At 42.1% G+C, this 22,780-nt stretch carries 21 protein-coding genes; 12 read left to right on the top strand and 9 right to left on the bottom strand.

What is annotated here, in order from left to right; all coding sequences use genetic code 11:
- Window positions 1–149 precede the first annotated feature (149 nt).
- The 5 genes from NST85_RS24735 to NST85_RS24715 all read left to right on the top strand — a co-directional run bounded on the left by NST85_RS24735 (window position 150) and on the right by NST85_RS24715 (window position 5,173).
- Complete coding sequence (locus NST85_RS24735; RefSeq protein ID WP_127193622.1) at window positions 150–1,043, top strand: carbohydrate ABC transporter permease; 894 nt, start codon at window positions 150–152, stop codon at window positions 1,041–1,043.
- 68 nt (window positions 1,044–1,111) lie between these two features.
- Window positions 1,112–1,900, top strand: coding sequence for a carbohydrate ABC transporter permease (locus NST85_RS24730; protein WP_341191164.1), 789 nt, complete (start codon window positions 1,112–1,114; stop codon window positions 1,898–1,900).
- Window positions 1,901–2,027: 127 nt separating this feature from the next.
- Complete coding sequence (locus NST85_RS24725; RefSeq protein ID WP_341190650.1) at window positions 2,028–3,416, top strand: ABC transporter substrate-binding protein; 1,389 nt, start codon at window positions 2,028–2,030, stop codon at window positions 3,414–3,416.
- 127 nt (window positions 3,417–3,543) lie between these two features.
- The gene (locus NST85_RS24720; RefSeq protein ID WP_307401216.1) at window positions 3,544–4,785 is read left to right on the top strand and encodes an alpha-L-fucosidase; all 1,242 of its coding nucleotides are present in this window, start codon (window positions 3,544–3,546) and stop codon (window positions 4,783–4,785) included.
- 205 nt (window positions 4,786–4,990) lie between these two features.
- Complete coding sequence (locus NST85_RS24715; RefSeq protein ID WP_341190649.1) at window positions 4,991–5,173, top strand: hypothetical protein; 183 nt, start codon at window positions 4,991–4,993, stop codon at window positions 5,171–5,173.
- A gap of 108 nt (window positions 5,174–5,281) precedes the next feature.
- Here the strand turns inward: NST85_RS24715 and NST85_RS24710 are convergent, their stop codons facing one another.
- A complete protein-coding gene (locus tag NST85_RS24710; RefSeq protein WP_127193620.1) occupies window positions 5,282–5,803 on the bottom strand; it encodes a type 1 glutamine amidotransferase domain-containing protein in 522 nt (173 codons plus the stop codon).
- A 262-nt stretch (window positions 5,804–6,065) separates the two neighbouring features.
- On the opposite strand from NST85_RS24710, the gene NST85_RS24705 reads away from it, so the two are divergent.
- The 5 genes from NST85_RS24705 to NST85_RS24685 all read left to right on the top strand — a co-directional run bounded on the left by NST85_RS24705 (window position 6,066) and on the right by NST85_RS24685 (window position 13,116).
- Complete coding sequence (locus NST85_RS24705) at window positions 6,066–7,826, top strand: alpha-glycosidase (protein ID WP_127193574.1); 1,761 nt, start codon at window positions 6,066–6,068, stop codon at window positions 7,824–7,826.
- Window positions 7,827–7,888: 62 nt separating this feature from the next.
- Window positions 7,889–9,040 (top strand): winged helix-turn-helix domain-containing protein, encoded by a 1,152-nt coding sequence (locus NST85_RS24700; RefSeq protein WP_127193573.1) that lies wholly within the window; start codon window positions 7,889–7,891, stop codon window positions 9,038–9,040.
- A gap of 71 nt (window positions 9,041–9,111) precedes the next feature.
- The gene (locus NST85_RS24695) at window positions 9,112–10,398 is read left to right on the top strand and encodes an MFS transporter (RefSeq protein WP_246054259.1); all 1,287 of its coding nucleotides are present in this window, start codon (window positions 9,112–9,114) and stop codon (window positions 10,396–10,398) included.
- 209 nt (window positions 10,399–10,607) lie between these two features.
- Window positions 10,608–12,314 (top strand): methyl-accepting chemotaxis protein, encoded by a 1,707-nt coding sequence (locus tag NST85_RS24690; RefSeq protein ID WP_341190648.1) that lies wholly within the window; start codon window positions 10,608–10,610, stop codon window positions 12,312–12,314.
- Between the two features lie 151 nt (window positions 12,315–12,465).
- A complete protein-coding gene (locus NST85_RS24685) occupies window positions 12,466–13,116 on the top strand; it encodes a TVP38/TMEM64 family protein (RefSeq protein ID WP_127193570.1) in 651 nt (216 codons plus the stop codon).
- 48 nt (window positions 13,117–13,164) lie between these two features.
- On the opposite strand, the gene htpX is transcribed toward NST85_RS24685, so the two are convergent.
- The 3 genes from htpX to NST85_RS24670 all read right to left on the bottom strand — a co-directional run bounded on the left by htpX (window position 13,165) and on the right by NST85_RS24670 (window position 15,162).
- Window positions 13,165–14,052, bottom strand: a complete 888-nt coding sequence (gene htpX, locus NST85_RS24680; protein WP_127193569.1) for a zinc metalloprotease HtpX — start codon at window positions 14,050–14,052, stop codon at window positions 13,165–13,167.
- Between the two features lie 48 nt (window positions 14,053–14,100).
- Window positions 14,101–14,643 (bottom strand): LemA family protein, encoded by a 543-nt coding sequence (locus NST85_RS24675; protein ID WP_127193568.1) that lies wholly within the window; start codon window positions 14,641–14,643, stop codon window positions 14,101–14,103.
- Window positions 14,644–14,739: 96 nt separating this feature from the next.
- Window positions 14,740–15,162, bottom strand: coding sequence for a DUF2500 domain-containing protein (locus tag NST85_RS24670; RefSeq protein WP_127193567.1), 423 nt, complete (start codon window positions 15,160–15,162; stop codon window positions 14,740–14,742).
- Between the two features lie 377 nt (window positions 15,163–15,539).
- On the opposite strand from NST85_RS24670, the gene hflX reads away from it, so the two are divergent.
- The gene (gene hflX, locus NST85_RS24665) at window positions 15,540–16,811 is read left to right on the top strand and encodes a GTPase HflX (protein WP_341190647.1); all 1,272 of its coding nucleotides are present in this window, start codon (window positions 15,540–15,542) and stop codon (window positions 16,809–16,811) included.
- A 74-nt stretch (window positions 16,812–16,885) separates the two neighbouring features.
- Here hflX and NST85_RS24660 read toward each other — a convergent pair whose 3' ends face one another.
- Together NST85_RS24660 and NST85_RS24655 are read right to left on the bottom strand one after the other, a co-directional pair.
- On the bottom strand, window positions 16,886–18,391 hold the full coding sequence (locus tag NST85_RS24660) for a sensor histidine kinase (RefSeq protein ID WP_341190646.1): 1,506 nt from the start codon (window positions 18,389–18,391) through the stop codon (window positions 16,886–16,888).
- A complete protein-coding gene (locus NST85_RS24655) occupies window positions 18,388–19,074 on the bottom strand; it encodes a response regulator transcription factor (protein ID WP_341190645.1) in 687 nt (228 codons plus the stop codon). Before NST85_RS24655 ends, NST85_RS24660 begins: the two co-directional genes overlap by 4 nt.
- A gap of 234 nt (window positions 19,075–19,308) precedes the next feature.
- Between NST85_RS24655 and NST85_RS24650 the strand changes: the two genes are divergently transcribed.
- Complete coding sequence (locus NST85_RS24650) at window positions 19,309–20,241, top strand: manganese-dependent inorganic pyrophosphatase (protein ID WP_307401134.1); 933 nt, start codon at window positions 19,309–19,311, stop codon at window positions 20,239–20,241.
- Between the two features lie 87 nt (window positions 20,242–20,328).
- Here the strand turns inward: NST85_RS24650 and NST85_RS24645 are convergent, their stop codons facing one another.
- The 3 genes from NST85_RS24645 to NST85_RS24635 all read right to left on the bottom strand — a co-directional run bounded on the left by NST85_RS24645 (window position 20,329) and on the right by NST85_RS24635 (window position 22,671).
- Window positions 20,329–21,588, bottom strand: coding sequence for an MFS transporter (locus NST85_RS24645; protein ID WP_127193562.1), 1,260 nt, complete (start codon window positions 21,586–21,588; stop codon window positions 20,329–20,331).
- Window positions 21,589–21,716: 128 nt separating this feature from the next.
- Complete coding sequence (locus tag NST85_RS24640; RefSeq protein WP_127193561.1) at window positions 21,717–22,019, bottom strand: hypothetical protein; 303 nt, start codon at window positions 22,017–22,019, stop codon at window positions 21,717–21,719.
- A 34-nt stretch (window positions 22,020–22,053) separates the two neighbouring features.
- Window positions 22,054–22,671 (bottom strand): TetR/AcrR family transcriptional regulator, encoded by a 618-nt coding sequence (locus NST85_RS24635; RefSeq protein ID WP_341190644.1) that lies wholly within the window; start codon window positions 22,669–22,671, stop codon window positions 22,054–22,056.
- Between the last annotated feature and the right edge of the window lie 109 nt (window positions 22,672–22,780).

Genomic DNA, 22,780 nt, shown 5'->3' with positions numbered 1-22,780 from the left:
CAAAAAAGGTCAAAATATTACTCGTACTTGGTCAGAATCCATCCTTCGTCTGTTGTGATTTTTAATTATCATAAGTATTAACTTATTAAATGTTGAGGTGATACGAAGTGGAATCTGCTAAACCAACCATTACTCCTGAAAGGCTTCAGATGCCAAGTAAATTCTGGACTCCGAAGCGGAAAGAAGCTTTGATAGGCTGGTTATTTCTAGCTCCGGAGATCATAGGCATGCTATTGCTAAATGTATTTGCTCTTGGGTTCTCTCTTTACTTAAGCTTTACCTCTTGGGATCTGTTGTCAGGGGTATCAGGAATTAAATTTTTAGGGCTAGACAATTTCATTCACATGTTTCAAGATCCAACCATCATGAAAGCATTGAAGAACAATTTGATTTATACGGTGTTAACGGTGCCCATTCCGATGGCCATTTCACTGGTATTGGCAGTTCTTATCCATAACAAGGTGTTTTGGAAGGACTATTTTAAGGTAGTGTTCTTCATTCCTTATATCTCGTCCATTATCGCGATTGCAGCAGTGTGGAGTGCATTATTTCACCCTTCGTTAGGACCTATTAATCAGTTTCTTATGGATCTTGGGATTTCCAGTCCGCCGAAATGGCTTGTGGATCCTAAGACGTCGCTCTTGGCTATAGCGATTATCAGTTCTTGGGCTGGACTTGGATATACAATTATTATTTACTTGGCTGGGCTCACAAGTATATCGAATGAACTATATGAAGCAGCAGAAATTGATGGTGCAACTTCAATAACAAAGTTTTTCAAAATCACGATTCCGTTACTTCGCTCCACTACCTTTTTCTTGTTTATTACGATGTTGATCGGTTCATTTAAAGTATTTGATATCATCTCCTACTTGACTGGAGGAGGACCGGACAATTCCTCTACGGTTATTGTATTCCGGATCTATCAAGAAGGATTCGTGAATTATAACATGGGATACGCTTCGGCTATATCGTGGCTATTGTTTGCCATCATTGCTGTGATTACTGCGATAACCTGGAAGTTCAGGAATGAGGAAGATTGATAAAAAGGGAGGGACTTCTGTTGCTATTCATTAGACAAAACATTTCCAAATTGATCACTACCATTCTGATGGGAGTGCTATCCATTTTCTTTTTGATTCCATTTGTATGGATGATTTCATCTGCTTTTAAATATGAAAAGGATGTTATGCGTTTCCCCATTGCGTGGATTCCTAAATCCACAAATGTGGTGTACAATTTCAAAGCGGTTTGGATGGGGAAAGTACCATTTCTTCATGTTTATTTTAACTCGATTAAAATTGCTGTTATTGTAACATGTATTACTTTGATCATTTCAACAATGGCGGCTTATGCATTTACGAAACTCCGCTTTCGGGGAAGAAATTTAGTGTTTACGGCTCTGTTATCATTTATGATCATACCAGATCAAGCCACGTTGATTCCTCGTTTTATGCTGATTCGCTGGTTAGGCCTTTACGATACTCACGTAGCACTGATTTTCATGAGCATGTTTTCTATTTATTTCACGTTCTTACTCCGTCAGTTTATGGTTGGCATTAGTGATGAGTATCTTGAAGCGGCTAAAATTGATGGAGCAGGTCAAGTTAGAACATTCGCGTCTATTATCATTCCGCTATGTCAGCCAGTACTTGCAACCGTTGCTATCATAAAATTTATTTGGTCATGGAATGACTACCAGAACCCACTTATTTTCTTGCAATCCAAGGCACTTTATACGATTCCGCTCGGCATGACCTTGTTCAGAGATGATTATACGACAAATGATGCCATTATGATGATGGCGTCCTTATCAGCCATTATTCCTTTATTGATTTTATTTGTCACTTTGCAGAAACAAGTTATTAGTGGAATTGCACTTGGTGGTGTGAAAGGCTGATGTTCGAAAGGAAAAGGTCAAAATAGTAATCCTTTTACCTCAAAATCTTACACTTGCACTAATAAGCCAGTCATTATACTGATGTTGATAGATGATTGCTTATTTTACAAAACAGGGGGCAAGAAAAATGAACCAAAAGAAGAGTACACGTAATTTTTTAGTTTCAATATGTCTATTGTTAGTTGTTTTTTCTGTGTTAAGCGGCTGTGGTAGCAATTCCAAATCAGCTGAAAACTCTAACGGTGCACCTGCAGGGGATAAGAAAGAAGAGCAAGTAACTATAAAGTATTACAACTGGGATAATGCAGATCAAGAGATTGGTACTAAAGCGATGCTTAAAGAATTCGAGGTAGAGAATCCCAATATCAAAGTTGAGCAGGTCATACTTGTTCCTGGTAATTCGGTCGAAATGCTAAAAAAACTAGATTTTCTAATTTCGTCTGGGGAAGCTGTCGACGTAGTCAGCGTTCCGAGTGAGGGATCAGTTGTTGAAAGAGCAGCTAGAAATGCATTGGCTCCGTTGGATGAGTTCTATAAGGCCGAAGGCCTTGTTCCTGAAGATGAATATTATGTTAATCCAAAGATTGATGGTAAATATTACGGCATGCAAATGACAGCTGGTTACCAGTTTGTTTTGCTAAACAAGGATGCTTTGGATGAGGTTGGACTGCCTGTGCCAACCTATGGATGGACATGGGACGATTACCGCGATTATGCTAAGAAGTTGACCAAAGGAGAAGGGGTCGACAAACGTTACGGATCGTATTTCCATACATGGCAGCTTTATATGAATGCTCCAGCACAGACGGTTATGAAAGATCCATTCCGATATGATGATGGAACGACTATCTTGTCAGACCCGACTTATAAATACTTCTTCCAGTTACGCAAGGATATGGAGTCTGTGGATAAATCGGCTAAACCTTATGCTGATGTTCTTGCAGCTAAACTTAACTACCGAAGCGAGTTTTTCAGTGGTGATGCTGCTATGATCCTTTCCGGGAGTTTCATGATCCCTGACCCAGGCAATACAGAACAATATCCACATGATTTCAAGACTGCATTTGCTCCAGTACCGCTTCCAACTCAGGATGCGTTGCCGAAAGATTATGAAGGCGGAAAATATTTTGTAGGTGGCTCGCAACTTGTAATGGGGGCGACATCGAAACATAAAGATGCATCATTTAAATTGATGCGGTTCATGACAACGGCGGAATCGGAATCAAGAACGGAGTTTTCGGGCTCTAAGAAGTCGGATCAAAATGCACTCATTGATCGTTTAATTGGCGATAATATCGACAAATATGATGTTGATTCACTCAGAAATACATTGTTTGGTCCTGACATTAAATATTTGGATGCGACACAAATTGTTACAAAAAGTTCGTCTGATTTAACTAAAATTATCGATGATGGATTTAGTAAATTTATGTTAAGTAACGATTCGATTGATGATGTACAGAAATGGATGGTTGATGAAGCAACGAAAATCATTAATGAGAAAGAGTCTGAGTAAAGAAATAGTTAGATGAATTAAGAAAGGAGGAGCTTGGAGCAGTCTAGACATGGCTGCTTCAAAGCTCCTTTTTTCGTGACGGATCAATGAGAGCTTCAATAAAGTTGTATAGAAGGGAGATCTAGAAATGGACAATTCATCTACATCATTACCGATTCCGACAAAGCAGCAACATCGCTGGCAGGATCTTGAACTAGGAATTTTCTGCCACTTTGGAATGAACACTTTCTGTGATCAGGAGTGGGGCGAGGGAAATGATTCACCGTCCTTATTTAATCCGGTTAAGCTTGATGCTCGCCAGTGGGTACGTACCGCCAAGGAGGCAGGATTCCGCTATTTTGTGCTCACGGCCAAGCATCATGACGGCTTCTGTCTTTGGCCGACCTCAACGACCGATTATTCGATAACCTCTAGTCCTTGGAGGGATGGGAAAGGGGATGTTGTACGGGATTGTGCCGATGCTTGCCGCGAAGAGGGAATTGGATTTGGTCTATACTTATCCCCTTGGGATCGACATGAACCGTGTTACTCCGATCCGCAGGCGTATGATAATTTCTATGCTAATCAATTGGAGGAGTTGCTGACGGGTTATGGCCCGCTCGTTGAGATCTGGTTTGATGGGGCAGGCTCAGAAGGCAGAGAATATGATTGGAAACGAATCATGAACTTGATCAAGCAGTATCAGCCGGATGCTATGGTATTTAACATGGGAGCACCAACCATATGCTGGGTAGGTAATGAAGATGGGCTTGCCCCTTATCCTTGCTGGAATACCGTTGAATCCGCTCGCGAGAGTATGTTTAGTGAGGCGTCTTTGAAATGGCTAACTGGGACACCCCGCTGGGTACCAGCCGAATGTGATGTGCCCATTCGCAAGGATCGGTGGTTTTGGCATCCGGATGAGGAACATTTACTGCTTCCCTTGGAGCAATTAATGGATATCTATTACCGGTCGGTTGGTCATGGGGCAACGCTACTTCTGAATTTAGCGCCGGATAACCGGGGACTTATACCTGAGGTGGATGTGAATCGCGTTATTGCCTTCGGGGATGAGATACATCGCCGATTCGATCATTCACTTGCAGAAATATCGGGTGAGGGGGAAGTGATCGAAATTGAGTTACCAGAGAGTCTCATCATTGACCACATTATCACTATGGAAGACATTGCTTTTGGAGAGCGGGTACGGGACTATATAATTGAGGTTCACTCCGGTGGCGAATGGATGGAGATTATCCACGGGAGTGCAATCGGGCACAAAAAGATCGACAGGTTTAAGCCAATCTCTGCCGACAAGGTACGCTTAACGGTACTCGAAGCGTTTGAACATCCAATGATAAGACGATTTGCCTTGTTTAATTGTAAATAAATAAGTTTGTATGTTAACGATGTTGAATTTCGCTCAAGATGAATAGTTCCGCTAGCTGAGCAAAACCGATGTGTTCATCCTTGGAGTACAAGTTATAAGTGAAATTGGATCTTTAATACGAAGATTCTTTTCAATATCTCATAAAAAGTATAAAACTACCATATATTGTGAAAAATAGGACATAAGGTTTTTAAATTGGAAAGGGGTGAGTGTATTGGATGCTACACTTGGTGCAGATGAGGTTATTAATCGAATAAGGCTACTCCAATCTAATGGAGGCGCGGTTGGTAAAAAACAAGTAAAGCAAAGTGATCCTGAGTTAATGCGGAATGCGTTGTTTTATTTTCCAAGTTGGGATCATGCATTGAAGAACGCGGAGATTTTATAGGTAAGATAGTAGAGTGTTGCCAAGATATATGATTTTAGATACTGGAAAGAGCCCTATACCTACTTACGACAGGTATAGGGCTCTTAGTGAGTTTTAAGTTAATAATGTTTACCAAGCATTCACACCGAGCTTCTTGATCGTTTCACTAATAAAGGCTGGCTCGTCTTCTGGTTTGCGCGATGTGACTAGATTGCGATCAACGACAACCTCTTTATCTACGTAATATCCTCCGGCCGCCTTAATCTCATCGGCTAGTCCGGGATAGGACGTTAATGTACGTCCTTTAAGTAAGCCTGCCGCATTCAATATTTGCGGGCCATGACAGATGGCTGCAATCGTTTTGTTTGCTTTGTCTGCTTGCTGCACGAACTTTTGTATATCCTTGTTGTTCATTAAGTGAGCCGGGGAACTGCCACCGGGAATAATGACAGCGTCATAATCATCCACATTTGCATCTGTTATAGACATATGTGCCGTATAGCAAATCGTCCCCTGTTTACCTTTCAATTCTTCCGTATCCTTCAATCCAATAATAACGGCTTCATGACCGTTCTTCACCATTTCATCGTACGGATTCTTCATTTCAGAATCCTCAAAGCCATCAGCCAGCAAGAAAGCAACCTTTTTCATTTGTTCCATAAAGACACTCACCTTTCATATTTCGAGTTAAAGTACATTACCCCTAGAGAAGTCATATAATCAGGAATTTATTGACACATCGATCAAATAATTTTATTCTATTATTGTAGTAGTTTTATTGAATTTAAGGGCAATGCATGTCTTTTCAATCCGCTGTTAATGGGTGAAGAGCACAACCCCAAGCCAATTTACGGGGGGTGTGCTCTTTTTTGATGGTTATTAAAATTTTAAATAGATCAGGAGGAATTTTATTATGAACAAAGAGGCCTTATATCATCGTCCCAAGAACAATTATGCCTATGCCTATGATGTGGATACTTTGCATATCCGACTCCAAAGTAAGAAGGGCGATCTGGAGAGTGTCAAACTGATTTACGGAGATCCATATCGTTGGGCAGAGGATGCGATGCTTTCGGATAAAATACCGATGCATATATCTGGCTCAGATGAACTTTTTGATTACTGGTTTATCGCAATCAAGCCGGAGAATAAGAGATTCGTTTATATGTTTGAGGTATCGGACGGCACCGAGTGTCATGTATACGGAGAAAAAGGATTTACACCGGATGAGAAGGAGAACCGTTTCTTCCGTTTTCCTTATCTGAATGCGATCGATGTATTTGATGCACCGGCGTGGGTTAAAGACACGGTCTGGTATCAAATTTTCCCGGAACGATTTGCTAATGGTAACCCAGGGCGCAAAAACAATGTTACCGATACTTGGGGGGATGATCCTAAGCCTGATAGCTTTTTCGGCGGGGATCTGGAAGGGATTACTGAGCATATAGATTACCTTGTGGATTTAGGGATAACAGGTATTTATCTAAATCCTATCTTTGAATCTCCTACGAATCATAAATATGATACGACGAACTACATGGAAATAGATCCACAGTTCGGGGACAAACAAACCTTCAAGCAGTTTGTCGATGTGTGTCATGAACGTGGAATCCGTGTCATGCTGGATGGGGTATTTAATCATTGTGGATACCAGTTTGCACCGTTCCAGGATGTGCTGAAGCGTGGGGCCGAATCACCTTATGCAGATTGGTTCCATATATACGAGCATGCCGTAGAGGAGGGCGAACTTCCATCCTACGAAACATTCGCTTTTGTGCCAGAAATGCCAAAACTAAACACGAGTCACCCTGAAGTGAAACAATATTTACTTAGCGTAGCAAAGTATTGGATTGAGGAATTTCATATCGATGGCTGGCGTATGGATGTGGGAAATGAAATCGATCATCAGTTTTGGCGGGAGTTCAGACAGACCGTGCGATCGGTTAATGATGAACTTTATATCATAGCTGAAATATGGAATGATGCGATGCCTTGGTTACAAGGAGATCAAATGGACTCGGTTATGAATTATCCATTTACGGAATCTGCGATCGACTTTACCGCCAAGAATAAAATAGGGGCACGTGATTTTGGAAATCAAATCGTGAAGCATCTCCATCTTTATCCCGAAAATGTTAATGAAGTGATGTTTAACTTGCTAGGTAGTCATGATACCGCTAGAATTTTGACGCTATGCGGTGAAGATACAGAAAAGTTGAAATTAACTTACTTACTTCTGCTTACCTATCCGGGCTCACCTTGTATTTTTTACGGAGATGAGATTGGGTTAACGGGAGATGGGGATAACTTTGCCTACTATCGTAAATGTATGGTTTGGGAGAAAGAACATCAGGATACCGATTTGCTTACTTTTATCCAAAGACTAATCCAACTTAGAAAAACGCTCAAGCCACTCACTGCGGATGCACAGTATTCCATTGTTGAGGCGGATAATACAACGAATCATCTCGTCTTCAGTAGAACATATGGCAATGAGAAAATTGTCGTTGCTCTGAACAACGGCGAGGAAGACACAACAATTGTGTTGTCAGACCACATTGTGGGCAAGACACCAACAAATGCATGGACCAATGAATCATTGCTTCTTGAGTCAGACAATCTCCATATTACTCTGTTGCCAAAACAATTTATCTTCATCCATACTGTACTATAAGATGAGAATAATTGTTGCACGGTGAAAGATAGAGTTGCCGGAGCTCCATCCAGGAGGAAGACATGGCCCAACTGATTTTTGATCAAGCTGGCTATTTAGTTAAGAGTGGCACGGATACGATTGTACTGTTGGCTAAAGAATATGCTTTGCTTGAATTTCTCTACTACAATCGCAATCACACATTTACACGGGAGCAATTGCTGGACCGAGTATGGATGCTGGAATACCCTTCGGAAAGAACCGTGGACGATCATATCTATCGCTTACGGAAGAAGCTTCATCATTGGGATCATATAACCATTAACACAGTCCGAGGATATGGATATACTTTAACGCTAAACGAACGAAGACAGGTTGATAATCCATCAGTTCATGATGAAGAAATGAAGAATGCGATTGGGGAGATGTTTGAGAAATATCATCGGTTTGGGCAGAGTAAGTCCATGTTGGCTCTGGAAACTCAGCAAGATGTATTAGGCTTTGAGATGGACCCGTTCTATCAAGTGTATCTTCGGTTTATTCAGGGTGATATTCCATGGTTTCTTGGAGCGGAGGAAATACCACTCCAAGAGCGGCTATATTGGCTGTTACTTCTATATCGGGGAATGTCATCTGACCCCAATGATGTGTTGCGGAAGTGTCAACTGGCACTGGATTCGGGTATCCTGCCGCCAGAGCAACATAGAGAAATGGAGATATTGAATATACTAGAATTATACGGTGAGGCAGGGCTGCCACTTGAAGCTATTTCTAAGTTTCCTATTACTCGCAAGCGAATTGAGGAGGATAAATTATCTTCTTTCGCGATGCCTGTAGCTTTAATGCAAATGTATGTGTGCTTACTTGCGGAACAAATGATCGAGGTTGAGCGAATATCTTGTCGGTTGGAACGATTTTTGAAGGATACACCTTATTTACGTGAGATCGGACGATATCACATTTTAAAAGGGTTATGGTTATTAGCGCAAGGGAAGAGAAGCCAGGGTGTTGATTTGCTTGATGAAGGACTGGAAGTACTCCGTATGTCGATAAATGCGCCGCTGCTTTTAATTTCTGTATCCCAAATCCTGCTGTATGTACAGAATCATGTGCCTGACTCTGAGTTGGAACACAAATATCAAGGAGTCTATGCTGCGTTAGATAGAGAGTACGGCCTGTCCAAGTATCGACACGACGTGGAACGTACATTAGAACAAGCGTTGAATGTACGTTGATCCTCTGATATTCCTCTGATAATTGTAGGATACGCTAATTGTATCTTACGGATCATATGGAGGAATTACAGATGAAACTTAATAAACGCGTGGCACTACTATCGAATCGTAACTTTCGGCACATGTTCATCGCTTATACCCTTGCTTCCTTTGGTGATTGGTTTGACGCTATCGCGATTCAGGTCCTGGTTGCTTATCGCTGGGGCGTTGACCCGTTCATGTTGGCGCTTATCCCAGTAGCAATGGCACTGCCCGCTGTTCTACTCGGCTCCTTCGCAGGAACGGTTACGGACCGTGTGAACAAAGCAAGACTAATGATAGTATGCGACCTTGTGACTGCTGGACTGACTTTGGCTATACTGTTTGCTCCTAATATGCTGCTGTTACTACCATTGCTTGCACTTCGTGCAGCTGCCAGCGTATTTCATGGACCCGCACAGCAGGCGTTGACCAGGCAAGTCGTTCCAACAGAACAGCTGTTTCAGGCTACGTCTTTGAATGGATTGGTTAATCAAGGATCGAAGGTGGCAGGACCGTTGTTAGGTGCTATTACATTGGTACTTATGCCTGCTCAAGCATGTATTATTTTGAATATAGGTGCTAGACTGTTGTCTGCACTGTTTCTCTCAAGAGTATCGCAGAGTTCACAAACTGCCTTATCTGAAGTAGATGAATCCAGTAACAAGATTGAAAACAAGAAGCGGAGCTTTTTTGCTGAGTGGCGGGAAGGGTGGATGTTTCTCCTGCGAGCCAAAATAGTACTTCACACCATACTATTTGGCTTTATTGGACTGATATCAATATTGATGATCGATTACCAGTTTCCTACATTGTTGCGTGAGATAGATCCTACTAATGAATCGTTAATCGGTTGGCTTATATCGGCCATTGGTGCAGGGGCTGTAACAGTTCTTCTAGTGTTAAATCGCTGGAACCGTATCTCTTATGGATTGGGACTTGGTAGTGGTTGTGTACTGATTGGGACGGGGATCGCTCTACTAGGGTTATGTCCTCCTGGAACAGGGACCATTCTCCTCCTGGTATTCGGGTTCTTGCTTGGCATGGGAAATGGTTTTTACATGGTCACTCAGAATTATATATTACAAAAGGAGTCACCTCCAGAAGTCATTGGACGTGTGTTCGGTATTCAAAATACGATTTCAAGCCTTGTTATGTTGACCGCTCCACTTGCGGGAGGAATTCTTATCCGTTCAATCCAAGTAGGCCATGCCTTTATGTTAATCGGGATTACGAACGCAACTTTGGGGATATTAGCTATTTTATTTGGAAGGATGTTATGGCCACAGCCGGTTACGAGAAGCGAATTCGGTGATCAAGTCGTTAAGGACATGCAATAAAATGAAATGGATCAAAGGACCACTGGAGTGTATTTCTCCCGTGGTCCTTTTGCGTACCAATTTCTTTCGTATTGGACTCCATTGGATTGTTTATATTTTTTAAGTGGATGCTCAGCTTTCATTCATGTAAGGTTCAGCAAAGCAGACTAGGCTAGTAGTAATAGGAAAATTGAACCAACTATACATAAGAGAGCTGGAGGGATTCTGTTATGCAACGACTACCACTACGCTCAATCCGCTACAAAATTTTAAGTGGCTTCACTGCTGTGATCCTGCTGTTCATCGTGGCTATCGTGAGTAACACCGTGTTACAAGGAAGAATAACTTCAATGACAGATCAGATTAACCGAAATATGGACAAACTCTCATCGATTCAGCAACTCACTGATAAAATTCGACAGGCCGACGAACTGGGTGCCCGCTACCTCATGAGTGAGTCAGACGAAAAGATGAGCACTTATTTAACTGCCTTCGATCAATCGCTTGTAGAGGTTACTACGGACGTTGAACAGATGAAGAAGAGCAATCTAAGTGAGGATGAGCAAGCAGCAGTTAGTTCTTTCGAGACACAGTGGAGCAAATATTTAATTGATTTTAAGGAAGCTTCTCAATTGCTGCAGAACAAGAAATTTGCGGAGGCTCATGATAAGTTCACTGAAATATCTTTGGATTCTGTTATAAAGTCACAGCTAGATTTTGAGGATATATTATCGAAGCAAATCGATGACCAGCAGCGTAAATCGGAATCGAGTCGGTCACTTGCTATGAAGATCATGTTGGTAGGTACCGGAGTATCCATCGTATTAGCTGTGGGGTTTTCCTTGTTCTTAGCGAGAGCCATTTCGAGGCCCATTAAGGATGTAAACAATCAACTCAAAGAAATAGCGCAAGGTGACGCGGATTTGACGAAACAGCTCACGGTGAAATCGAAAGATGAGGTTGGCGATTTGGCGAGGAACTACAATTTAATGAAAGAAAACCTTAGAATGATGATCATTCAAATAAGTGCGTCTGCGAGTGATCTTGAGCGTTCCTCTGCGAAGCTTACTTCTGACAGCAATGTGACAGCTCAGGCAACGGAACGTATTGCTGGTATCATGCAAGAGGTATCAAATGGCAATGAACAGCAGATGAACGATTTACATAATAACATGGCTACCCTCATGGGAATTTCCAGTGGGATAGGGCAAATCGCACATAGTATTACGGAAGTATCTGGAGCCTCACTTCGTTCTTCTGAGTTCGCATGGATAGGAAATAACTCCTTACAAGCAGCTAATTCCCAAATGGATAACATTAACCATTCTATTCAAGAACTATCGAGTATAATTGAAGGTTTTGCGATTCATTCCAAGGAGATTGGAAAGTTTGTAAATATTATTACCGAGATCTCAGCTCAGACAAATTTATTAGCACTTAATGCATCGATTGAAGCAGCGAGAGCCGGCGAACAAGGAAGAGGTTTTGCAGTTGTTGCTGGTGAAATTCGCAAGCTGGCGGAGCAGTCTGCTACCTCTGCGAGTCACATCGCCAAGACGGCCAATATAATTCAAACCGAGGCTGACCTGTCAGTGTCAATGATGAGAAATAGCATGAAAGAAGTTCAAGCAGGGACGACCGTTATAGGGACGGCGGATAAATCATTTGGAGAGATTCGGGAGTCAGTTGAAGGATTGACCGGCCAGGTTCAGGAGGTCTCAGCCGCCATTGAGCAAATTACAGCCGCTACGGATGAGATTTTACATTCGATTCAGTGTGTAACCCATATCTCAGAATGTAACACGGTCAAGGTAGAAGAGGTTTCTGCAGCTTCTCAAGAACAGATGAGCTCCGTAGAGTATATTGCTCATTCCGCGGAAGGGCTTAGCAACATGGCTATAGAATTACTGGAACAAGTGAAACGGTTCAACGTTTAGACAAGGTTAGATTTACAAGAGGTCGTTATGGTATCCTATATGGGATCATCATATCGGCCTTTTCCTATTTATATAGGAAAAAATATAGTGGTGATATCTATGGTGATTCAAAGCTATAATAGAAATATATATTTACAAAAGGAGGGCGAATATGAACGGAGCTTTGGATATCATGGATTATTTAACAGAACAGAATCTTGAACTTCTGCTGTTGAAATATCGATCCATGGGACCTCTTCCTGGAATTTTCCTTACATTTATGAAATCATTCATTCCTCCCTTGCCCACGATCTTGATTGTTGGTGCGAACGCTGCCATTTATGGCATGTGGATGGGATTCTTATATTCATTGTTTGGCTTAGTAGCGGGCTGTATGGTAACCTTCTTAATTATTCGTAGAGTAGCTACTTCTTCCTTCTTACAACGTTGGGAGAGAAAACCGAAGATACAGAAAGCGATGGTCTGGGCTAGAAAGAATGGGTTTAGCTTTGTCTTCTTATTCAGTATGTTGCCGGTCGGCCCATTCGTAGTCATCAATATGGCAGCGGGCCTAACTCGCATGTCAATTCGTTCGTTTCTAGTAGCCGTTGTTCTAGGTAAGGGAATTATGGTATTCTGTGTTTCATATATCGGAACTCATATTTCAGATTTTGCATCGCAACCTCTGAAGCTACTAGGAGTAGTCGCATTCATTGCTGGATCCTTATGGTTGAATAGAAAGCTGCAAGCTTACTTCATGGCAACTCGGAAGAGCAGTGTACTTCCTACACCTGAACAACCACCACAAGTATTTGTAGAATAAAAAAACAAAGGCAACGGCTTACAGCGCCGTTGCCTTTGTTATATAGATTTACATTTTCTCTAATCGTTCAATTCTAGATTCGATTGAAGGATGAGTGCTGAACCAACTTGTTCTTTTCTTCTTTCTTTCCTTGCTAAACGGACTGGAGAAATACATAGAGGCGGTAGAGCCTTTTGCTTTCCTTACATCGAGATCGCTGCCGCTGATTTTGAGTAGAGCGTGCTTGAGTCCTACTGAATTTCTAGTCAATTCTACAGCTGTTGCATCAGCTAGATATTCCCGGTTCCGTGAAACGGCGAAATGAACAAATCTAGCTGCAATCGGAGCAAGTATGACAAAGACTAGGGCGATTATAAGTACTGCTGGATGTGTCTTCTTATTGTCATTACCTCGTCGGTTATGGAATAACATACGTGTTCCCATATCAGCCAAAATTGCTACAACAGAAATGAGCGCGATACTGATAGTCATTAAGCGAATATCGTAATTGCGAATATGTCCAATTTCATGTGCAGCTACAGCTTCGAGTTCTTCCCGATTCAGTCGTTCTAACAGGCCGGTTGTGAATGCTACCGAACCTTTCTCTGGTTTAATTCCTGTTGCGAATGCATTGGGAGAAGGATCATTAATTATGTAGATCTTAGGCATCGGAATGCGTGCTGGAATACATAAGCTTTCAACAATGTTGTAAAGCTGGGGGTGCTTCTCTGGGGTAGCCAGTGTAGCACCCGATAATCCTAGCACCTGCGCATTTGCAGACATGTATGTAATCGGGATATAAAATACAAGCACCACTGCCGCCACGATTAGACCAAGCAAGATATCTCCATAGCCTAGGTAACCAATGGCACCGCCTATGCCTGCTATCAAAAGACAAAAGAACATGACCAACATAATCGTTTTTCGTTTGTTTTGCTCGATTTGTTTATACAGCACAGAAATCACCTTACTTTCATGAATCAATCCATCCAATATCAAGGCAGATTAAAATGTAATCTTAGGAACTTCCTTCTCTGCTTCTGGAGTAACAAGTAATTGTTCTACCTTGAAATTGAATATCCCGGCAATCATATTTGTAGGGAACGATTCCCTTTTTGTGTTATATTCGGCTACTGTTTTGTTATATAGCTGGCGGGAATAGGCTACTTTGTTCTCCGTATTTGCGAGTTCCTCTTGAAGCGACACAAAGTTCTGATCGGCTTTCAAATCAGGATAAGATTCACCCAGTGCAAATACCGACTTCAAAGCTCCTTGGAGCTGACTATCAGCTTCGACACGCTCACTCGGTGAGCCTGAGATTAACCCATTACGAGCTTGGATGACTTTCTCTAAAGTCTCTTTTTCATGCTTAGCATAACCTTTAACTGTTTCTAGTAAATTGGGGATCAAGTCATGACGACGCTTTAACTGAACATCAATCTGACTCCATGATTCTTTAACCCAGTTCCGAAGTTTTACTAAACCATTGTAAGCGACAATAACATAAATTAAGATGATCGCTACAACACCAATTACGATCCATTGCATGTACATCATTCCTTTTCTGTTTAATAGACTCCAATTTACTATAGGAAATCAATTTAATTGTACCATAAATATACAATGGAAAATGTTGATGAATCATCAAAATCTACTATTGTCTCTACTAACTTCTTGATTTCGTTCAAAAGCAACAATCCACTCACCTTGAGTTGCGGCGTATCCGGTATCTCCTTCGGCGACAAGTCCGTAAATATTTTTGACATCTAAGTATTCTTTACGTTCACCATTGTCAAACTGCAGTGTGATGTAATAATAAGTATGTGAAGAGTTGGTGGTATGCATTTGATCGTTAGCATCGGTATGGGAATAGAACTGCACATCCATGCGCTTGGAAGTAATGGTTGCATATACAGATTGCCGGGGGGAACTGGCGTTGTTGGCGTAACGCGCACCACTTCGGATCATACTAAAGATAATTAGTGCAAGAATGATAATGAAAAGAATTGGGAATAACGTACTTATCAATTCAAAACCGCCTCCACCAGTTGAAGGGAAATTTGGCATAATTATTCCTCCTCTAATATCTATAGGTAAACTGAGTCATGTAGATAACATATGAGGTTGTTCATTTGAACATACTTATGGTAAAATAGACTTAATTTACATGAACGGAGGGTTTCCCGTGTTATACATTAAATTCCGTTTTTCCACTTTGCGCGGCTAATTGAATAGTGCTCAAAGGCTCTGCTCCTGTGCAGGGTGAACGGGATTGGTCTGCTATGATAAGGGGAACTTTAGAATAGAATATACCGACTTGTTGACGTCGCTTACGGTAAGCGTTTATTTCGCCGTAGGTCCGCTATGGTCATCATATCTCGTTTGCATTCTACACAGGCCTGCTGCCTGTGTTTTTTATTTTTTCTTTAGGAGGAATGCAGTTTATGGAACAATTAGAACAAAAGGCGATATTAGTTGGGGTTAATCTGAATCATCAAGCTGATTTTGAATATTCGATGGAAGAATTAGCGAATTTGGCAGAGGCATGTGAAGTTGAGGTTGTAGGAACAATGACTCAAAACTTGCCACGTGTGAATAAATCTCATTACATTGGAACAGGAAAAAGTACAGAGGTGCTTGCACTACTAGAAGGGGTGGAAGGCAATCTCGTGATTTTTAATGACGAGCTGTCACCTTCACAAATTCGTAATCTCGAAGCCGATTTGCAGTGTAAGGTGATCGACCGGACGATACTGATTCTTGACATCTTTGCACGACGGGCGAAGACGCGCGAAGCTCAGTTGCAGGTGGAAGTAGCGCAACTTAGATATATGCTACCTCGTTTGATTGGGTTAGGGGAATCACTGGGAAGACAGAGCGGGGGAGTAGGTACTAAGAACCGAGGTGCGGGTGAGACGCGACTTGAGCTTGACCGGCGGCGGATTGAAGAGAAGATCACGGTGCTGAGTAAAGAACTAGAGGTGCTCGTTGCTCATCGGCAGACCCAACGTAAACAGCGGAAGAAAAATGATGTTCCTGTTGTTTCACTCGTAGGATATACGAATGCTGGAAAATCTACGATTATGAATGCCTTGATGGAACAGTACAGTATAACTCCAGAGAAGCAAGTGCTTGAGAAAGATATGTTGTTCGCCACGCTGGAAACGTCAGTTCGTGACATTCCACTGCCGGACAATAAATCATTTTTGCTTACGGATACAGTTGGATTTGTAAGTAAATTGCCGCATCATCTCATCAAGGCGTTTCGTTCGACGCTAGAAGAGGTGGCCGAGGCAGATCTGCTGATTCATGTGGTCGATTATAGTAATCCGGAACATGAACGACTGATCGATATTACTGTTCAGACGCTGAAGGAAATTGGAATTACAGATATTCCGACGCTTTACGCTTATAATAAATCTGATCTTATGGAACGGAGTATTCCCGAGGTTGATGGGGATAAAATATATATTGCCGCAAAACCACGGATCGGTATTTCTGAATTGGTCGAGGCTATCCGAGAGCGTATCTTCAAAAATTACATTCAATGTGAGATGCTTATTCCTTATGATCAAGGGGCTGTGGTGTCTTATTTCAATGAAAGTGCAAACATTCTGTCTACAGAATATGAGTCTGAGGGAACAAAGATCACTATGGAATGTAAGCTAAGCGATTACGGTAAATACAAACAATATGTCATCGAAGTAACGGAATAAAGGGGTACCTGATCGTACAAGAGGCCGAGAGTTCAAGCACATCAATTGTGCTGAATCCTCGGCTTTTTAATGTGTTATTTTAAAATAGGAAGTACCACTTGAAATGTTGTTCCTTCTCCTACTTCACTATAAACGCTGATACTGCCGCCATGAGCTTCGACAATGGAATGTGTTATCGAAAGACCTAATCCAGCACCACCATGTTTACGAGTACGTGAAGAATCACTACGATAGAAACGTTCAAAGACATGGGGTAAATGCTCTTTAGAGATACCCTGGCCGTTATCCTTAATGGTCAATTTGGTGCGATCTTGATGGGAGGATAAGGTTAGTGTAATAGCGCCATCAATCGGGTCGGTGTGTTGGACGGCATTATGAAATAAGTTTAGTATGACTTGCTTTATCTTATCAGAATCGTACATACCCGGACTGCAAGGCGATATATTCAATTGAAGATTTCGTTCTCCCGCAAGAATTTGCAGACTGGGCTCCATTTCTGTAATAAGCAAATCTAATCGTGTCTCGGTTAGTTGAAGCTCAGGGGCACGATCTAACTTAGCTAACATCAGCAGATCTTCTACCAGCTTTTTCATGCGCTTAGATTCCCCATGCATACTGTTCAAGGCGGCATAGAGCTGTTCTGGTCTATCAACGGCACCACGTAAAAGGACCTCCAAAAATCCGTGAATCGAAGTTAACGGGGTGCGTAGTTCATGCGATGCATCGGCGATGAATCTTCTCATCTGTTCTTTGGCTTCCCGTTCAGCATCGAAGGACAACTCTAATCGCTCAAGCATACCGTTAAATGAATTGGCTAACCGATCGATCTCGAGTTGTCTCTGCGTATCGGGGAATCGATGATTTAAGTTACCTGCATTTATGGCCTCAACGGTTTTTATCATTTGGTTGAGCGGATTAAGTGATCGGCGCAGAACCGGTAAATAGAGCATCAATCCTCCTGCTAGAGCAAGTAAGGATAAGATAAGAAATGTCCTAAGTTGCCTTAAAGCGATCTCTCGTATTGGAGCGGTGAGTGTACCCATTTGAATGAGCTCGTGACGATTTTCGGGTCCGCCAGTCTTTATGATCACGATAAGTTGTTCGTTTCCAGCAGTGTCTTGAACAACTTGATAATTGCTATGGTCCTTGTATCTTGTGTTTTCAATAACTTCAGTGTATTGTGCACCGCTAAGACGGGGGGACGGTACACCGTATTCTTCTGTTAAGTCCGTGAAAGTACCGTCTTCACTGATGTAAGCCAGAGAAGTGCCAGTAAGGAAAAAGATAGGTCCACGATTTCCCTTGTCGGGGCTAGGTAGATCGGAATTTGAAGCCGCTTCGTCTCTCCATTCAGGGGATCGAGTATTCGTATTAAGCAGGTTCTTAGGGATACTCCGCAATTGAGAGATCATCGTCTCCGACTGACTGCGGTATAAGAAGTCTTTCATCAGAATGTACTGCAGTGATCCGATGAGTAATAGCAGAGCCGCTAAGATGAACAAGGAGCGAGAGAGTAACTGGAAACGAAGAGAGCGGGGGGCAAAAAATGTTTTGATTTTGCCTAACAACCCCCTCTTCATGGCAGATCGACGCGGTAACCCGCGCCACGGAGCGTGCGAATGAGCCGATGCTCTTTGTCGTTTAATTTCTCGCGAAGCGATCTTATATATACTTCAACGATATTCTCCTCACCACCGAAATCATAACCCCAAACTTGATCTAAGATCGTTGACTTACTTAATACAATGCCTTGATTAATAACCAAATATTTAAGCAACTCGTATTCGGTTGGAGATAGCTCCAGTACCTGCTCAAGATAGGTTATTTCTTTCCTGCGGTCATCGATACGAAAGGGTCCTAGCATGACTTCTCCAAATAGAGTTGGAAATTGGTTGCGTAATCGCGCTCCGATTCGTGCTAGCAATTCTTCGAAGCTGAAGGGTTTGACGACATAATCATCAGCGCCGATATTTAGTCCCTTAACTCTGTCATCAACCTCGTCCTTAGCTGTCAACATAATAATGGCGATGTTGCTCATGTTTTTCTTCAATAATCGACAGACTTCCCAGCCGTCCATTCCCGGCATCATGACATCGAGCACGACGATATGGGGATGGAATTCAGCTGCTATGTTAATAGCACTCATTCCATCACTAGCTGACCGTATATCGAATCCTTCATTAGTTAAGCCGAATTCTAGAAATTGAAGAATATGTGGTTCATCGTCGACAAGTAATATTTTGATACCCTTCACGTTGTTCATGTTATGTGCCTCCCTAACTATTAAACCTTACTCATAGTACATATTATCTATGATTAGGCTGAGTGCCTGCTGAAGACTACCTGAGTGAAGACTTAATGTCATTCTTAGGACTTATTATCTCCTTGACCCTAGTTTGTTTGCAATGCGTAATAAATATTAAAGCTATCATCTTGATTGTCCAGCTAAATCTGAGATATACTTTTCTAAGTTGATGACGAAAAGGAGAGTAATTAGATGGAAAAAGTATTGATTTTCGGTCATAAAAATCCCGACACAGATACCATTTGCTCAGCAATTGCTTACGCAGACTTGAAATCCAAGCTAGGTTGGAACGTTGAACCTGTTGCATTAGGCAACGTTAACGGGGAGACGGCGTTTGCTCTGGATCGTTTCGGATTTCAGGCCCCTCGGGTTATCGAGGCGGTAGCTGGTGAAGTGAAAGAAGTCATTCTAGTTGATCATAATGAACGGCAACAAAGCGTTTCGGATATCGATCAAGTCCGGGTCGTTGAGGTTATTGATCATCATCGTATTGCTAACTTTGAAACGAGTGGACCGCTTTATTATCGCGCTGAACCCGTTGGTTGTACGGCTACAATATTAAATAAATTGTATAAAGAAAACGGAATTGCGGTACCCAGCAATATAGCTGGCTTGATGCTGTCTGCTATTATTTCGGATTCACTACTATTTAAATCACCTACATGCACAGAGCAAGATGTTAATGCTGCTCGCGAACTAGCGGAAATTGCAGGCGTAAATGCTGAGGAATATGGTCTTGACATGCTGAAGGCAGGAGCCGATTTGAGCGACAAGACAATTCAGCAACTCATCTCCCTTGATGCTAAGGAATTTGATATGGCTGGATCTAAAGTGGAAATTGCTCAAGTAAATGCAGTGGATGTAAACGATGTGCTGTCACGGCAGTCTGAGATTGAAGCCGCTCTTAACGGAATCATCGAGAGTAAGGGACTGGACTTGTTCTTGTTTGTTGTAACTGACATTCTCAACAACGACTCTGTAGGACTAGCACTCGGTAAGGATTCTGCTGTTGTAGAAGAGGCTTATAGTGTGAAACTAGCCGATAACAAGGCAGTACTCAAAGGCGTCGTATCCCGTAAAGCGCAAATCGTTCCGGTATTGACGGACATTTTTAACAAACGATAAGCAAACTGGCTATATATTAAGAAAGAGTCCTGTGCAAAGATGATCCCTTGATCATCTTTACCAGGACTCTTTTTATATGCAAGTAATTTATGCAGGGTTAGCAGTTTCTGCTGTTACAGTAGGTGCTGGTTTATGTTTGAATATCGGAATGAGAATGAGTGCACCTATTAACATTACGATACCAGATATAACGAAGATTTCGACCAGCGGAAACATTTTCTTGAGAACTCCGGCCACCGACATCATGATGACCATCATCCCCATAAACATCGGACTAAGCACTCCGTTTACCCGGCCTACATAGGACTGTTCTGTCCATTGAAGGATCATGGTGTTAATCCCGATTTGGATGCAGGGCATGGTAAGTCCGTTTAGGAATTGTAACGCCAAGGTTAATGGGATACTAGTGGAGAGACCCATACCAACAATACATACAGCACTAACGGCTATACCAAAAGCGAGCAAGACTTGCGGAGCGATCTTTTTGGCAAGCGTCATAATGACGGCTCCACCGAGCAACATAGCGACCCCGTTGACCATCATCAGAAACTGTAAGAACTCTTTAGGTTGACCAAGCCGCTCTGTAACGATGAAGAGGGAAAGTGTCTGGATGGTACCTATGGAGAATCCAGCAATCGCAAATGTGAGACCGAGGACTTTCAATACAGGACTGCGCCATACATAACGGAATCCATCACCAAGCTCTTGCCATATTTTTGTGCTGCGTTCACCCTTGGCCTCTGGCTCCTCATCAGCTGGGAGTCGGAATAACACAACCGCAGATAATAAGAAGGCTACGCCCATGACTCCGATTGAAATTTTAATGCCGAATTGGTGATATGAGAATATACCAAGGGAAGGTCCGAGTACCATGAAGATGGCAACCAGGGATTGAAATAGGGCCATACCTTGCTGTAATTTCTCGGGATGAACATGTTGTTTGAATAGTTTCATGACGGAAGGTTGGGAGAATTGTGATAGTATGGCCGAGACGAATGTTGCTAAGTAGACGGCCTCCCATGAACCATACAGTAGGGTAAGTAGTACAGCGAATACAGAGATGGCGGATAGGAAATCACACCAGATCATGGTTCGCTTAGGCTTCCAACGGTCAGCGAACGCACCTCCTATGAAGGAGAAGACGAAGATTGGAGCAAACTCAACTACAGAAATAAGCGAAATTGCCAGTGGATCGTTGTTAGTCTGATCTGTCACGAACATGAGAATGGCAAAATTTCTAACCCAAATCCCGATTTGTAGAAAGATGTTCGAAATCAGGATCGTTTGGTAAAACCGGTTTTTAAACAAACTGCCTGAAACGGGCGAAGCATGTGCATTACTTGACATCTAATTTCTCACCTCAGTATAGTTTTCTCTCTAATAAAATTTCCCATATACAGAATAAGGTATTATAGTCTCCATGGAAAGAGAAAAAATAAATATAAGAAATTAAGGCTACATCCAAAATCGGAGTGCTACCCTAATCTGAAGCGCTCTAATTGGTCCCAGAGCTCCTCTTGTTGGAGGATTTCACGTTGCTTTGGTCCGAGTAGATCAAAATGGGGGAAGGGGGAGCGATTATGGATGTATTGTGGTGGGAGATCATGTTCGATACACCAGGAAGTTAGACGTTGCAAGTCGGAACAGCCGACCTTGGTAACGGTCGTGATACCGGGAAAACGGGGATCTAGCCAAAAGTGTGTCAAGAAGGCAATCTCCCCGCGGGAAACTGCTTCTTTCCAAGCATTTAGTTCTTCTCTTTTGACGCCGAAAGCCATATATATGATCATCCTTTGTTTGTTATGGGCTTACTCACTTATGAATACCTCTCCAAAGGAAGGATACGATCCCTTCAGCAGCCTCTTCTATGGAAGCAAATAGTTTGTTGTCATCTGTATATTTACGTTCCCCAACCTTTAGCATGGACACGAAAATGTGAGCGGCTATAAAGGAATCGTTGCAAACAATTTCTTCATTTCTGACGGCTGCATCGAATCCCTCTTGTAATCTCTGGTACAACGCATTCTCATGAATAATTAGTGATTCTTGTTGTTCAGGAGATAGATGGTGCCGGACCTTCTCGACCATCCCATCCATATGGACCTGTGGGATTTTTAAATAGTTTGTAGCAATGTTAACTAGACGAGAACGGAAGCTGCTAGGCTGCTCTAGAATTGTTCTAATACGTTCGTTAACAAAGGACAATACCTCGAGCATCGAAGCCATAAATAATTCTGTTTTTGTTGGAAAATAGTAATAAACGGTCGCTTTAGTTACGCCGGAAAGTTCTGCAACCTGATTCATCGAAACGGATTCAAATCCTTTTTCTATGAAGAGCTTCGAGGCAGCATGTAATATAGTCTTGGAAGTAGGTAAGCCTTCTTGTTGTCCAGAAGGTCTTCCTAAAGGCCTTTTTTTCGGGGATTTCATCCCAATCACCTCAATCCCTTGTACTGACGAACTATTATACCATAAGCGATTTGAGGAGAACAAAGGTGGAATTAAATTTTCGATTGATAATTAACCTTCCGGTATATAT

It is taken from the genome of Paenibacillus sp. FSL K6-2524 (genome assembly GCF_038005525.1).
In the GTDB taxonomy this organism is placed as follows: domain Bacteria; phylum Bacillota; class Bacilli; order Paenibacillales; family Paenibacillaceae; genus Fontibacillus; species Fontibacillus anaericanus.
Note: the sequence above shows the minus strand (reverse complement) of the source record. Positions and strands in the feature narration are given on the sequence as shown.

What these genes read in the sequence shown, in the direction of transcription:
- NST85_RS24710 (WP_127193620.1), bottom strand. Translation starts at nt 5,803, where the DNA reads ATGAAAAAGGTTGCTTTCTTGCTGGCTGATGGCTTTGAGGATTCTGAA.
- NST85_RS24700 (WP_127193573.1), top strand. Translation starts at nt 7,889, where the DNA reads ATGGCCCAACTGATTTTTGATCAAGCTGGCTATTTAGTTAAGAGTGGC.
- NST85_RS24690 (WP_341190648.1), top strand. Translation starts at nt 10,608, where the DNA reads ATGCAACGACTACCACTACGCTCAATCCGCTACAAAATTTTAAGTGGC.
- NST85_RS24720 (WP_307401216.1), top strand. Translation starts at nt 3,544, where the DNA reads ATGGACAATTCATCTACATCATTACCGATTCCGACAAAGCAGCAACAT.
- NST85_RS24735 (WP_127193622.1), top strand. Translation starts at nt 150, where the DNA reads ATGCCAAGTAAATTCTGGACTCCGAAGCGGAAAGAAGCTTTGATAGGC.
- NST85_RS24685 (WP_127193570.1), top strand. Translation starts at nt 12,466, where the DNA reads ATGAACGGAGCTTTGGATATCATGGATTATTTAACAGAACAGAATCTT.
- NST85_RS24660 (WP_341190646.1), bottom strand. Translation starts at nt 18,391, where the DNA reads ATGAAGAGGGGGTTGTTAGGCAAAATCAAAACATTTTTTGCCCCCCGC.
- hflX (WP_341190647.1), top strand. Translation starts at nt 15,540, where the DNA reads ATGGAACAATTAGAACAAAAGGCGATATTAGTTGGGGTTAATCTGAAT.
- NST85_RS24730 (WP_341191164.1), top strand. Translation starts at nt 1,112, where the DNA reads ATGGGAGTGCTATCCATTTTCTTTTTGATTCCATTTGTATGGATGATT.
- NST85_RS24635 (WP_341190644.1), bottom strand. Translation starts at nt 22,671, where the DNA reads ATGAAATCCCCGAAAAAAAGGCCTTTAGGAAGACCTTCTGGACAACAA.
- NST85_RS24695 (WP_246054259.1), top strand. Translation starts at nt 9,112, where the DNA reads ATGAAACTTAATAAACGCGTGGCACTACTATCGAATCGTAACTTTCGG.
- NST85_RS24640 (WP_127193561.1), bottom strand. Translation starts at nt 22,019, where the DNA reads ATGGCTTTCGGCGTCAAAAGAGAAGAACTAAATGCTTGGAAAGAAGCA.
- NST85_RS24725 (WP_341190650.1), top strand. Translation starts at nt 2,028, where the DNA reads ATGAACCAAAAGAAGAGTACACGTAATTTTTTAGTTTCAATATGTCTA.
- NST85_RS24705 (WP_127193574.1), top strand. Translation starts at nt 6,066, where the DNA reads ATGAACAAAGAGGCCTTATATCATCGTCCCAAGAACAATTATGCCTAT.
- NST85_RS24645 (WP_127193562.1), bottom strand. Translation starts at nt 21,588, where the DNA reads ATGTCAAGTAATGCACATGCTTCGCCCGTTTCAGGCAGTTTGTTTAAA.
- NST85_RS24650 (WP_307401134.1), top strand. Translation starts at nt 19,309, where the DNA reads ATGGAAAAAGTATTGATTTTCGGTCATAAAAATCCCGACACAGATACC.
- NST85_RS24670 (WP_127193567.1), bottom strand. Translation starts at nt 15,162, where the DNA reads ATGCCAAATTTCCCTTCAACTGGTGGAGGCGGTTTTGAATTGATAAGT.
- NST85_RS24655 (WP_341190645.1), bottom strand. Translation starts at nt 19,074, where the DNA reads ATGAACAACGTGAAGGGTATCAAAATATTACTTGTCGACGATGAACCA.
- NST85_RS24675 (WP_127193568.1), bottom strand. Translation starts at nt 14,643, where the DNA reads ATGCAATGGATCGTAATTGGTGTTGTAGCGATCATCTTAATTTATGTT.